The sequence below is a fragment of the Propionivibrio sp. genome (assembly GCF_016790145.1).
GTDB lineage: Bacteria > Pseudomonadota > Gammaproteobacteria > Burkholderiales > Rhodocyclaceae > Propionivibrio.
In genome coordinates this window covers 1-12,009 of sequence record NZ_JAEUOI010000038.1, presented here as the reverse complement: position 1 = coordinate 12,009, position 12,009 = coordinate 1, and the positions used below count along the sequence as shown (strand labels likewise).

Sequence of the window (12,009 nt, the reverse complement as noted above, 5' to 3'; positions counted from 1 at the left end):
GTCTGTGCGCCGCGCAGCATCAGGATGGCCAGCAGGGCAACGCTGGCCAGCGGCACGCCATAGCATTTGCCAAGGTTTTGCGCATAGCGCAGCACGCGGCCGGAGGCGCCGTAGGTTTCGAGAACCAGCAGACGCGAGCGTAATTCCTCCAGTGCGCTCTGGATTTCGCTTTCACTGACATTCATCACCGGGTCGCGCGAGCTTTTCTGGTTGCAGCCGGCGGCCAGGCTATTCAGGGTCAGCGGATAGGCGTCGGGGGTCGTCCTTTCCTTTTCAACGAGCACGCCAAGGAGGCGGGCTTCGAGCGGGGTCAGTGCGGGTAGTTCATGGCTCATGGCGTTTTGTCTTCCCGGAAAATCATTCGGTGATTGAGTGCGTCTGGCGCGTCGTTTCCTTCAGCAGGGGCAGGCGGGTCATGGCGACGAGCGGCGCCAGACACTGGCCAGCCACGCTTGCTGCTCGCGCGGTAATCCGGCGGGGCGGTAATAGTGTTCGAGTTCGACAAAGCCGGCCTCCGCCATGCGGCAGCGCCAGGTTTCAAGATCGTGGTAGGAACCGTAGCGCTCGCCGTACCAGCCTTCGACATTGGCGCCGTGCGGGTTGGAACAAAACAGCACGCCGCCGGGCTTCAGCGTGGCGTGCAATTGGCGCAGAACGCGCGACAATTCCTGTCCCGGCACATGGAACAGCGAGGCGTTGGCAAATACACCGTCGAAGCGCCCGTCCGGCAGATCAAGCTTGAGGAAGTCCTGCTGCCACACCTCGCAGCCGCTATCGTTGCCAGCCATCTGCACAAAACGCTCGGCGCCATCCAGCCCGATGGCGAGGTGGCCAAGTCGGGCAAAGGCCTTGAGGTCGCGCCCCGGACCACAGCCAAAGTCGAGAAGGGTGAAGGGCGGTTCGCCGGCAATATGCCGTAGCAGGGCGTCAATATTCTGCCGCACATCGTGATCGCGCGTTCCCTCGCGATAATCCTCGGCGCGCTGGTTGTAATGCCTCACCGTCAGCGCGGAAATCCGCTCGAGGTCCAGCCTTGCCGGTCTCGACATCAGGCGCCTGCGCAAGCCGTCAGGCTAGCCATTGTTGCGCAGGGAGAGACCGGTCGCTGCATTGACGATGCCCAATGGCACTGGATCTTCCTACTTTGCCGTGAAGCCGACCAGCTTGGCGGAGGCGGCATCTTGCGGCTGGATCTCAACTTCGAATGACCAGGAAAACCGGGCTCCCAGATTGTCCACGCTGGCCATTGCCGTGCCAACCTCGTTGCCCGTTTTATCGAAAAGCTTGAATTCCACCGTGGCGCGATCGAGCTTTCGCGTTGTTGTGTTGCTGACGTTGCCTTTGAGCACCGACTTTCCTGCTTGGTTTTTGGTGATAGTGAAATCAAGCAGTGACAGTCCTTCTGCATTGACCGGCGTCGTCTGTGCTGCGGGTGTGGTGCTGGCAGGTTTTGCAGGTGCCTGAGCGTTCTGCTTGCCGCAGCCGCTACTCAGAACGCTGAGTGCTGCGGCCATCAGGATGATCGGGAAGGTCGCCGAGATTGGTTTCATGAGTCTGGCCTCTGATCGTGGATGCTGGAAGGATTTCAATTGAAATCGGCATGCAGGGAATAAGGAATTGTACCCGCTTGTCCGCTCCGATCTGTTTTCGGCTCAATTCAAAGTCAGGCACAGAATCTCGATACTCCTGGCGTGATGTGCGCCACTTCATTTTTTCAGACTCGCATGCCGGGACGGGGTGGATGTACGATGGCAAGACCTGAGCGCTTGTGAAAAATGCTTTACCCCCACCGCAGAGGCGCAAAGTGGCAAAGGCGACGCAATAAATGCTTTTGCAAACAATGTGTTAACTTTGCGATTTCTTTGTACCTTTGCGTCATTGCGGTGGATTTTTGATTTTTTCACAGGCTTCGAGCCCATCGCCCCTCTCTTTCCAGTCGTTGAGTTGAACCGATGCGCCGCCCGGCGGTCTGGTAATGAGTTGTAACTGAGAGCGAGCATTGATTCCCGCCCTGAAGATCACCCCCCGCCATACCGCCGACGCCATCCCGCGCGAAGTGTGGGATCGTCTGTGCCCGCCGGATCATCCTTTCCTCAACGCCGACTTTCTGTCGATCCTTGAACGGCACGGGGCTGCCGGGCGGGAGTGGGGCTGGGTGGCACGCCATCTGGTGGCGAGCGACACGCGGGGTGAGGTGCTTGGCGTGCTGCCGCTTTACGTCCGCTTCAATTCGCACGGGGATTTTATCCACGACTGGTCGTGGGCGTCGGCGTACCGCCAACTCGGTCGGGAGTATTACCCGAAGCTGCTGAGCGGCTTGCCGCATACGCCGGCTACCGGGCCCCGGTTCCTGCTTGCCGGTGGGCCGGACAGGCCGAGGATTCGCCGCGCGTTGATCGACGGTGCCAGGGCGCTGGCGACTGAGTACGGCGCTTCGTCGTGGCACGTGGCGTTTCCGGATGAGGAGGACAGGCAGGCCTTGCAGGGCGCCGGGCTGCTGACCAGCCATAACGTGCAGTTTCACTGGCTGGCCGGCAACTGTGGCAACTTCGACGATTATCTGGCGATGTTTGCCGCCGCGAAACGGCGCAAGGTCAGGGCCGAACGGCGGCGCGTCAGCGAAAGCGGCCTGGCGATCGAGGTGTGTCATGGCAATGAAGTCGATCCGGCCGAGTGGCCCGTGCTGCACGCGCTGTATGCGTCGACCTTCGAGAAGTTCAACAATCACGCGGTATTTTCGGCGGCGTGTTTTGCCGATCTGGCGCAGGCCCTGGGTCGGCGGATGGTGCTCTTCATTGCCCGCGACGGGCGACAGCCGGTTGCGCTGTCGCTCTGTTTGCGTAGCAATGAGGCACTTTATGGCCGCTACTGGGGCTGTAGCGGCAACTATCACAGCCTGCACTTCGAGCTCTGTTTCTATCAAGGGATCGCCTATTGCCTGCGCGAGGGGTTGCAACGCTTCGAGCCGGGGGCCGGCGGCGAACACAAGATCGCCCGTGGTTTCACGCCGACGCTGGTGCATTCATCGCACTGGATCGCCGATCCGAAGATGCGCCAGTTGCTCGGCCGTCATCTGGAACTGCAGGGCGGTGCGGTCACGGCGTATCGGGACGAGGCGTCGGATCATCTGCCGTTCCGCTGCCAGCCATAAGCGCTCGCTGCCCGTCCTGTTATCGGGGTGGCGGCGGCGGAGGCATGCCGGGTGGTGGTGGAGGCGGCGGTGGACTGCCGGAATCGTAGTTGTACGTCGGCCTCGGTTGGATCATGTTGGCCGGCACCGGAACACGGTGCCCCTTGGCGTACATGCACTGTATGTAGGCGTTATCGTATTGCCGCTGCGCGGCGTAGCCAGAATTCCATGCTGACCCGGAGCCGTATGCGCTGCCCACCACCAGGCCCGATCCCGCGCCTACCGCAGCACCCTGTCTGCCGCCGATCGCGGCTCCGGCCAGCGCACCGATCGCCGTACCCACCACCGCGTTTCCTACGGCTGCCTCGTTCGCTGACTGTTGTGCCGTCTTGCCGCCGATCTGGACATAAGCAAACTGTCGACACTCGTTGTCATCGTAACGGAATGTATCGATCGAGCTGCCGGTGCCCGGCAATACCAGCATGCTTGGGCCAGTAGGCATGACGGTGCAGGCGCCCAGCAACAGTGCGCCGACGAGGACACTGGAGCGTCCGGAAAATAGATTGTAAATTCTCATTTTTCATTTTGCCGCTTGCGGCAGAACCTTCTGCCAGCCACGCGGACACTCCTTGACATAGGGGTAATAATTCCTTGAATCCTGACAGTAATACCAATATTGCCTGGCTTCCGGCGCCGGTTCGACGGGTGCCGCATGCTGCTCGATATAAACCTGCGGTGCCGGCGGAACCACGATGACCGGCGCCGGAGCGTAATACGGTCCGGGGTACCAATAGGGCGACGGATAGTAATACGGCCGTGGGTAAAGCGGTGGCCCCCAGAAAGGACCCGGACCCACATAGACGCCGACGCCCCCATAGTACCGCCCGCCCGCCCAGGCACTACCGGCGAGCAATACGTAGAGTACAAGGAACAGGATTTTTTGCGCTTTCATCGAACTTTCCTCGATACATTCTTTTACCCATCAACGTTCAAGATAGCCGATCGTTGGCCGATTGACAGCAAGAAATTGTCACAAGGTGTAAGCCTGATCGGGATGGATTTGGCGCCTCTGGCCCTGGTCGATCACTCACACAACGGGGTTCCAGGCTATATTCTCTGCGTCTTTGCTATGGGCTTATCCGATAGACCTGAAAAACAGCCGGGAACGATTCGTCGGCTGGCCAGCGGAAAATCCTTCTGGTGCTTGGATAGCGCTCGGCAAGCCCCAATTCTTCGATGCCGGTTTTACCGAGCGCGACGTCGACCGGGGTACTCGCTGCTGCGAGAATTTGCTCGAGTTGTGTCCGCTTGATAAATGGCCGGAAGCTTCCAAGGTACAACTGGAGTGTCACCGGCGTGTCAATGTGGTGCAGCCGGTTGGCGTCAAGGCCACTGGCGATGAACGCCTCTGCGGCAAGTTTTGCCTCACCGGCGAGCTTCATTTCTCTGGCGTAGTCCGATCCTTCTCCCGGCTTGATGTGGGTGGTGACGCTGGTGCTGGTCGAATTAACCGCCGCGTAGGTCGAGCCAATGAGAATGGCGCCGATGACAACAGCGATTCCGGCAAATCGCGTCTTGCCGATCCGCTCTGCGAGGCGCGCCAGTTCGCGACCGGCGAGTAGCGCACAGGCCGGCCACAGGGGCAGGAGGTGATCGGCATGCTGCTGCCTGGCCAGCGATAAAACAAGCAGCCCGAACAGAATCCAGCAGGTCAGGAAACGTTCGAAACGGCGCTCGCCGGGGTCGCTTGCCGGATGGCGGAAGACACGCCACACGGCAATGAGGAAGGGCAGGCTGAACGGCAGGTAGCGAACCAGCAGGACGAATGTCGGCTTGAACAGGTCGCTGGCTTGCCAGCCATCCCGGTACGCACTGACGGTGTCGCCGATCAGACCGGTATAAAACATCGTGCCGATCAGCGCCTGACCCTGGCTGATCGAAGCGGCAACAAACCAGCCCAGCGTCAGTACCAGAAACAGAGCGATTCCGGCCAGATGCGGCCCGCCTGGCGCAGGCTGGTCGGGGTTGCTGCGCTTTTCCCAGAAATAGCTGAACAGTCCTCCGGTGGCCAGTGCGACGCTGGGCAGACCATTGATCAGCGTGACCAGCGCAGCCATGAAGCAGAACAGGAGCCAGCCTTTTTTTCCATCCTTGCCCTGCTCCCAGGCAGAGAAGGCGGCCAGTGCAGCGATGGTGACCGTGAGCGTGAATACGGGTTCGCTGCCGACCAGGGCAACTTGCTTGGCCATGGTCGGGGACAGCACGAAGGCGATGGCGGCGAGCCCTCCCGCCATTTCGCCAAAGCGACGGCGGCCGGCTTCAAATACTATCAGGCCAAGCGCCAGCAGCGAAAGAAAGGACGGCAGGGCCAGCGACAAGCGCTTGAGGCCGAACAGCGCAGTAAACAGGGCCAGCAGCCAGGTATGCAGCGGTGGCCTGGTCATCATGGTGTTTTCCAGGTCGTGCTGTACGAGCCAGTGACCTTGCGTCATCAGATCAAGAAGGTAGCCGACATTCTGTTCCTGAGCGTAGCTTTCCAGGTCAGTCGGTCCGGTGATGCGGATCAGGAAGATGCCAGTGGACAGAAGGCAGATCAGGACTAGCCAGAATTGGACCGAAGATGATTTGTCTTTCATGTGCGAGTGAAATGGGGCTTGGTCAGGCTTGTTTACAGCGGTTTGCGGACAACCAGAAAAGAGGGGTGAGGGTATCTTTGCCAGCGGTTCCGGTCGGTGCTGCACAAGAGCCCCTCGGGCCGGGCTTGTAATGATGTGCCGTGAAAACCTGCGTAGCGCGTATTTCGCAGGTTCATGCCCTTACGCTGCGGCACGATGTGCATATTCACGGAACCAGTCTACCCAGCGTGCGATGCCCTGGACGAGCGGGGTTTTTGGCGCGAAGCCAACGTCATTGCGCAAGTCATCGACATCAGCATAGGTGGATAGCACATCGCCTGCCTGCATCGGCAGGAAATTTTTCCTGGCCTCCTGGCCCAGCGCTTTCTCGATGGTCTCGATGAAGCTCATCAATTCCACGGGCTGGTGGTTGCCGATGTTGTAAACCCTGTAGGGCGCCCGGCTGCTGCCGGGATCGGGCTTGCTGCTGTCGAAGCCCGGGTTGGCTTCGGCAATTCGATCCATGGTTCTGACCGTGCCCTCGGCAATGTCGTCCACATAGGTGAAATCGCGCTGCATCCTGCCGTGGTTGAATACGTCAATAGGGCGGCCTTCAAGAATGGCGCTGGTAAATAGCCAGGGGGACATGTCCGGCCGCCCCCAGGGACCGTAGACCGTGAAGTAGCGCAGGCCGGTGGTTGGCAGTCCGAACAGGTGACTGTAGCTGTGGGCCATCAGCTCGTTGGATTTCTTGGTTGCCGCGTACAGGCTGAGCGGGTGGTTGACTTCATCATGCACCGAGAACGGCATCCGGGTATTGGCGCCGTAGACGCTTGAACTGCTGGCATACACGAGATGTTCGATGCCATGCTGCCGGCAACCTTCAAGCACGTTGCCGAAACCAACCAGATTGCTCTGAACGTAGGCCTGCGGATTGCTCAGTGAATAACGCACGCCGGCCTGTGCGGCAAGATGGATGACCCGCCTGAATTTCTCGGCGGCAAACAACTCACTGAGGGAAACAGCATCGGCGATATCGATCCGCACGAAGCGAAAGTTGGGAAAAGGATTCAGACATTCCAGTCGCGCCAGCTTGAGCCTTGGGTCGTAGTAGTCGTTGAGGTTGTCGATGCCCAGAACCTCGTCTCCGCGCTCCAGAAGCAGACGGGAAACATGCAGACCGATAAATCCGGCGGCGCCGGTAACAAGAATTTTCATGTCCGTCGAGCAACAGGAAAGTAGTTGAAGTATTGCATTCGCATGACCTCGGGTTGGTATGGGTTGCGGCTGTCAAAAATCATCGGGTTACTGGCGAGGAATGTTCGGGCGAAAATTATTGTCGTGCACAAGACTTGAGGGCAGATCCGCTTCGGGTTCGCTGCTGCCTTCGGCTGCAAGCTCCTCACTAAACTGCATGGCATGCAATTTGGCATATTGTCCGTTAGCCGCCAGCAAGCCGGCGTGTGACCCGCGTTCGACAATACGCCCCTGCTCCATCACCATGATCACATCCGCCTTCTCGATGGTGGACAATCGATGGGCGATGACCAGCGTTGTCCGGTTGGACATGACATGGTCAAGCGCCTTCTGGATGTGCCGTTCAGACTCGGTATCCAGAGCCGAGGTTGCTTCGTCAAGGATAAGGATAGGTGCGTCTTTCAGGATGGCCCGGGCGATCGCCAGACGCTGCCGCTGGCCACCGGACAGCAGAACGCCATTTTCGCCGACCAGGGTATCGAAACCATCCGGTAGCTGGTCGATGAACTCACGGGCATAAGCCGCTTCGGCCGCTTTTTCGATAGCGGCTCGTGGTGCGCCGGCCAGATCGCCGTAGGCAATGTTGTTGGCGACCGTGTCGTTGAATAGCGATGTTTGCTGGGTTACCAGCGCGATGTGACTGCGCAGATTGCGCAGGGTGTACGCCTCGACGTCGACCCCGTCAATCAGGATCTGCCCCTGTTTGTGCTGGTAAAAGCGCGGGATCAGGCTGGACAGGGTTGATTTGCCACTCCCTGAACGCCCGACGAGGGCAACCATCTGCCCCGGTTCGATGGAAAAGCTGAGGTCATCGAGAACCTGTTGCTTGCTTCCATTGTAGCTGAAAGACAAATTCCGTATTTCGAGCCGGCCGGAAACACGATCACGCTCCACCGTGCCCTGATCAAGCTCGGGGGCTTCGTCCAGTTGCGCAAAAATACTCTCGGCACCGGCCAGCCCCTTCTGGATCGTCGCGCTGATTTCGGAAAGTTGGCGAATCGGCTTGGGTATCATCCCGGCGGCGGTGATGTAGGCGACCAGATCGCCGGCTGAAGAATCGCCGCGCAACAGCAGGACAATGAGCAGCAAGACGGCCATCGTGGTGAAAGTGACGAGTTGCAATGCTGGCGTGAACGTTGCGCCGGTTTTCGCCATACGCAACTGCTTGCTGGTATTCGCCTCACTTGAAATGCGAAAGCGCTCGGACTCGTAATCCTCACCGCCAAAGCTGCGTACGACCCGATAGCCCTGAATCGTTTCCGAGGCGATATGGGTCAGGTCGCCCATGGCGGACTGGATTTTCCTGCTTTGTTTGCGGAATTTGCGGCTGACAGCGCTGGCCATCACGCCGATAACCGGTAGAACGGCGACCATCACCAATGTGAGTTTCCAGTTCATCCACAACAGATAGCCAAAAAGGAAGATCACCGAAAGTCCTTCCCGGACGAACACTTTGATCGCGTCGGTCGCTGCGCCAGTGACCATGGTGACGTTGTAGGCGATACGTGAAATAAGATGTCCCGAATTGTTCTGGTCAAAATAGGTATTGGGCAGTCGCAACAGACTTTCAAAAAGTGCACGTCGCAGGTCATGAACCAGACCGAGAGAAACCTGTGCGAGATAGTAATTTCCAAAAAACGAGCCAATCCCTTGCCAGATGACGATGAGTATCAACATCAGAGGCACGCCATAAACCAAATCCAGTTTTCCCAGCAATGGAATGTCGTGGAAAGTCGATCCGGAAGGCATGGTCAGGCCATCGACAAAATACTTGAGGATCGCGGCCAGCAAGGGCTGTGAAGACGCAAAAGCGATGAAGCCGAGCAGACTGATGGCGAACATGCCAATCATCGGCCGCAGATAGTTCAGCAGCCGCAGGTAGACTTTCAGGGAGGAGATGGGCCGGGTACCGGATTGCCGCATGGTGAACGTGTTCTTGAGGGGGGAGTTGTTCATGAAGTTTAGCATGCCACCCTGCAGGCCAACGATAGCTCATTCCTGACGGCATGGTGATTGCATCTTAAACCACCGCACCCACTGCAAATGCCTTGACCGGGGCATGGACCGACCCAGGCCAGCCGGATTTTGTTTCTAAAGGGGCAAGGGTATACTACGCAAGCTCTTTGCCGGGGCAAGCGCTTGCACACAGGGTCAGCGAGTTTACCTTGCACCGAATCTTGCGCATTGAACACCCCGAACCGCACCTGATGGAGATATCCCCTTTGTTATCCGTACACCAATTACGTCGTGTCCTTGCCTATTTTTTCCTGCTGACTTACCTGGTTCTGCTTGCAATTACCTGGGACGGCATTGATTTTTCCTCAGCCAGCAGGGATGGCCCGCTGGTATTTGCCTTTGCGGTCGCCGTCTGGCTGACCTACGGACTGATCTACCTGCTTCCTGCGATATTCATCACCTGGCTGGTCGAGAAATACGTTCACCGCGAGCGTGAGATCGGGCACAAAGCGATTTTCTATCCATTGGCCATACTCAGCACCGGCATTACCACGCTGTTTTTTTTCGCCAATGCCAAGCTTTTTACGCTCTACGGAATTTTTATCAACAGTTTTGTGATCAACCTGGTTTCTACGCCGGGTGGACTCGAATCGCTGGGCGCAAGTGATGCCTCCAACGCCACCTTTGCCTTTATCGCGCTGGGGTTCCTGCTGCTGCAGGCCGTGTTGCTGGCCGTGACGCTTTTTTTCTATCGAAAATTCGGCGAGCCGCGCTGGCTGCCACGACGCTTCTTTGCCGGTCTTCTGATTCTGTTCGTCATCGCCACGGTTGGTGAGCGAATGGTTTATACCTACAGTGCGGCGACCGGCATAACCAGTATCACTTCACTGACACAGAAGATACCCTATTATCTGGGAATCTCGGCAAGATCACTATTGAGCAAGCTCGGAGTCAAGGTCGATCGTAAAAAAAGCGACTACCAGTTGGCCAAAGGCAATCTGAACTATCCGCTGAATCCGCTGCAAGTCGAAAAGCCCGCGAAACCTTTCAATGTGGTCTGGCTGGTTTCAGAATCCTGGCGTGCCGATACGCTGGATGCCGAAATCATGCCCAACACCTGGGCCTTCGCACAAAATGCCAAGCGTTTTACGCGCAACTTCAGTGGCGGAAATGGAACCCGCGTTGGCATGTTCACCATGTTTACCGGAATTCCAGGAAACTACTGGTTCCCCATGCTGGCTGAGCGTAAAGGTGCTCCGGTCATCGATGTGCTTAAGGCTCAGGATTATCAGATGAGTTTTTATACGAGCGCCAAGTTTTCCTACCCCGAATTTGACGCAACCATCTTCAGCCAGGTGCCGTCAGAACAATTGCATGAAATTCCCGGTGGGGCTCAGGGCTGGGAAAAGGATCAGCAGAACGTAAGCAACCTGCTCAAGTTCATCGACACGCGAGACAGGAACAGACCGTTTTTTACCTTCATGTTCTTTGAATCACCCCATGCACGTTACTATTTTCCACCCGAAAGCGTGATTCGCACCCCTTATCCTGACGACATCAATTATTTCACCCTGACTCGGGAACAACTGGCCAGCCAAATCCATCTCATCAAGAATCGCTACATCAATTCGGTGCATCATCTGGACAGCCAGTTTGGCCGGGTGTTTGATTATCTTAAGAAAAACAACCTTCTGGACAGCACGATTGTTCTATTGCTGGGCGATCATGGTGAAGAATTCATGGAAAATGGACGCTGGGGACACAACTCGGCCTTTACCGATCAGCAAATACATACACCACTTGTTCTCTGGGTGCCGGGAATGAAACCTTCGGTCTATGAAGGAATGAGCAACCACATGGATGTGATTCCGACGCTGATGCCGCTCTTTGGTGTAAAAAACCCGAAACGAGATTACTCGACGGGCATCAACCTGCTTTCCGATGAAGTGAGAGAGCATGCCGTGCTGGCTGAGTGGTCAAGTACGGCCTATATCGATAACGATGTGAAGATCGTCATGCCACTTGCCGTTGTCGCGACCCAACACCCCCTGGTTACCGGAGCGGATGACAGGGTGTTGACAGCGAAAGAGCAGGATGACCTCTTCGCACGTAAAGCCAGAAATCTGGGCGGCATGATGGAGGAATTGGGACGGTATATCAGCAAGCAGAAGAGCAATTGATTCTGAGGCGATAGTTCATGAGAAGACTTCTGAAAGGACTCTTCAGCAGGAAAGGGAAAAAGGAGTTGACCCTGAAAGAGAAATTTCCTCAGTACGAGATAGGAAAATGTTCGTACGGGCATTTTAGGGTTCGTAGCCGGAACAAAATCGCTACGCTGAAAATTGGTGCATTTTGCTCGTTTGCTGGTGGTGTTCAGATTTTTCTTGGCGGCGAACATCGAACGGACTGGGTAACGACCTTTCCCTTTCCAGTCCTTTGGAGCGATTTCGCAGGAGATATACAAGATTGCGAAATAACACATGGCGATGTGGTCATTGGAAACGATGTCTGGATTGGAACTGAGGCTCTCCTGATGTCGGGGGTTAACGTGGGCAATGGTGCAGTAATTGGCGCAAGAGCCGTTGTTACAAGGGATGTCCCGGCGTACGCCATCGTCGCGGGTGTTCCGGCAAAAATGGTGCGCATGCGCTTTGATGAAAAACAAATCGCCCGACTCGAAGCGCTGGCCTGGTGGAATTGGGATGACCAGAAAATTGGGAAATTTATTCCAAAGCTGCTTTCCGGCGATGTTGAGTCATTCCTGGAACTCGCAGAAAACTGTCAATAGCTTTCAGGCTTGTTTCGGAACCAGAGGCGCAATGCTTTTTTTGTATAGGGCAATTTGAGCAGCACTCGCCAGTCTCGCTGGAGAGCGATTCGATAGAACTCCTTCGCTGACGTGTAATCTTTTGCCACATAGGCGCTGCGGAAAAGCGAAAGACTGCGTTGGACAAAGTAAGGCGATTTCAGGTGCTTGAATTCAGGGCCCAAACGCTGTTCGGAAAACACCTCTTCGACAAGATGCAAGCCGCCGGTTTTAGCGAGGCTGAA

Annotated in this window: 11 protein-coding genes and 1 pseudogene; 3 read left to right on the top strand and 9 right to left on the bottom strand. The window is 56.8% G+C overall.

Going from position 1 to position 12,009, the window contains the following annotated elements:
• The 3 genes from JNM42_RS03925 to JNM42_RS03915 all read right to left on the bottom strand — a co-directional run.
• A partial coding sequence (locus JNM42_RS03925; protein ID WP_294266490.1) for a DUF480 domain-containing protein occupies positions 1–335 on the bottom strand: 335 nt, incomplete at its 3' end.
• A 78-nt stretch (positions 336–413) separates the two neighbouring features.
• On the bottom strand, positions 414–1,049 hold the full coding sequence (locus JNM42_RS03920; protein WP_294266488.1) for a class I SAM-dependent methyltransferase: 636 nt from the start codon (positions 1,047–1,049) through the stop codon (positions 414–416).
• Between the two features lie 90 nt (positions 1,050–1,139).
• Positions 1,140–1,514: an FxLYD domain-containing protein gene (locus JNM42_RS03915; RefSeq protein ID WP_294266485.1), complete on the bottom strand. Its 375-nt coding sequence runs from the start codon at positions 1,512–1,514 to the stop codon at positions 1,140–1,142.
• Positions 1,515–1,999: 485 nt separating this feature from the next.
• Between JNM42_RS03915 and JNM42_RS03910 the strand changes: the two genes are divergently transcribed.
• On the top strand, positions 2,000–3,151 hold the full coding sequence (locus JNM42_RS03910) for a GNAT family N-acetyltransferase (RefSeq protein ID WP_294266481.1): 1,152 nt from the start codon (positions 2,000–2,002) through the stop codon (positions 3,149–3,151).
• A 19-nt stretch (positions 3,152–3,170) separates the two neighbouring features.
• Here the strand turns inward: JNM42_RS03910 and JNM42_RS03905 are convergent, their stop codons facing one another.
• The 5 genes from JNM42_RS03905 to msbA all read right to left on the bottom strand — a co-directional run bounded on the left by JNM42_RS03905 (position 3,171) and on the right by msbA (position 8,958).
• Positions 3,171–3,707: a glycine zipper family protein gene (locus JNM42_RS03905; protein WP_294266478.1), complete on the bottom strand. Its 537-nt coding sequence runs from the start codon at positions 3,705–3,707 to the stop codon at positions 3,171–3,173.
• 3 nt (positions 3,708–3,710) lie between these two features.
• Positions 3,711–4,082 carry a hypothetical protein gene (locus JNM42_RS03900; protein WP_294266474.1) on the bottom strand — a complete coding sequence of 124 codons (372 nt, stop codon included), beginning with the start codon at positions 4,080–4,082 and terminating at the stop codon, positions 3,711–3,713.
• A gap of 175 nt (positions 4,083–4,257) precedes the next feature.
• The gene (locus JNM42_RS03895; protein WP_294266471.1) at positions 4,258–5,766 is read right to left on the bottom strand and encodes a glycosyltransferase family 39 protein; all 1,509 of its coding nucleotides are present in this window, start codon (positions 5,764–5,766) and stop codon (positions 4,258–4,260) included.
• Positions 5,767–5,946: 180 nt separating this feature from the next.
• On the bottom strand, positions 5,947–6,963 hold the full coding sequence (locus JNM42_RS03890) for an NAD-dependent epimerase (RefSeq protein WP_294266469.1): 1,017 nt from the start codon (positions 6,961–6,963) through the stop codon (positions 5,947–5,949).
• A gap of 87 nt (positions 6,964–7,050) precedes the next feature.
• Positions 7,051–8,958 (bottom strand): lipid A export permease/ATP-binding protein MsbA, encoded by a 1,908-nt coding sequence (msbA, locus tag JNM42_RS03885; protein ID WP_294266466.1) that lies wholly within the window; start codon positions 8,956–8,958, stop codon positions 7,051–7,053.
• A gap of 209 nt (positions 8,959–9,167) precedes the next feature.
• Between msbA and JNM42_RS03880 the strand changes: the two genes are divergently transcribed.
• Both JNM42_RS03880 and JNM42_RS03875 read left to right on the top strand, forming a co-directional pair.
• On the top strand, positions 9,168–11,138 hold the full coding sequence (locus JNM42_RS03880) for a sulfatase-like hydrolase/transferase (protein WP_294266463.1): 1,971 nt from the start codon (positions 9,168–9,170) through the stop codon (positions 11,136–11,138).
• A 17-nt stretch (positions 11,139–11,155) separates the two neighbouring features.
• Positions 11,156–11,746: a CatB-related O-acetyltransferase gene (locus JNM42_RS03875; RefSeq protein WP_294266460.1), complete on the top strand. Its 591-nt coding sequence runs from the start codon at positions 11,156–11,158 to the stop codon at positions 11,744–11,746.
• Here the strand turns inward: JNM42_RS03875 and JNM42_RS03870 are convergent.
• Positions 11,740–12,009, bottom strand: a pseudogene (locus tag JNM42_RS03870) (glycosyltransferase family 2 protein); the annotation flags it as partial. The gene JNM42_RS03875 and the pseudogene JNM42_RS03870 sit on opposite strands and share 7 nt — an antisense overlap.

Bases quoted from the DNA above. Each gene is read 5' to 3' on its own strand.
- JNM42_RS03920 (WP_294266488.1), bottom strand. From the start codon at position 1,049: ATGTCGAGACCGGCAAGGCTGGACCTCGAGCGGATTTCCGCGCTGACG.
- JNM42_RS03915 (WP_294266485.1), bottom strand. From the start codon at position 1,514: ATGGCCGCAGCACTCAGCGTTCTGAGTAGCGGCTGCGGCAAGCAGAAC.
- JNM42_RS03905 (WP_294266478.1), bottom strand. From the start codon at position 3,707: ATGAGAATTTACAATCTATTTTCCGGACGCTCCAGTGTCCTCGTCGGC.
- JNM42_RS03900 (WP_294266474.1), bottom strand. From the start codon at position 4,082: ATGAAAGCGCAAAAAATCCTGTTCCTTGTACTCTACGTATTGCTCGCC.
- JNM42_RS03895 (WP_294266471.1), bottom strand. From the start codon at position 5,766: ATGAAAGACAAATCATCTTCGGTCCAATTCTGGCTAGTCCTGATCTGC.
- JNM42_RS03890 (WP_294266469.1), bottom strand. From the start codon at position 6,963: ATGAAAATTCTTGTTACCGGCGCCGCCGGATTTATCGGTCTGCATGTT.
- msbA (WP_294266466.1), bottom strand. From the start codon at position 8,958: ATGAACAACTCCCCCCTCAAGAACACGTTCACCATGCGGCAATCCGGT.
- JNM42_RS03875 (WP_294266460.1), top strand. From the start codon at position 11,156: ATGAGAAGACTTCTGAAAGGACTCTTCAGCAGGAAAGGGAAAAAGGAG.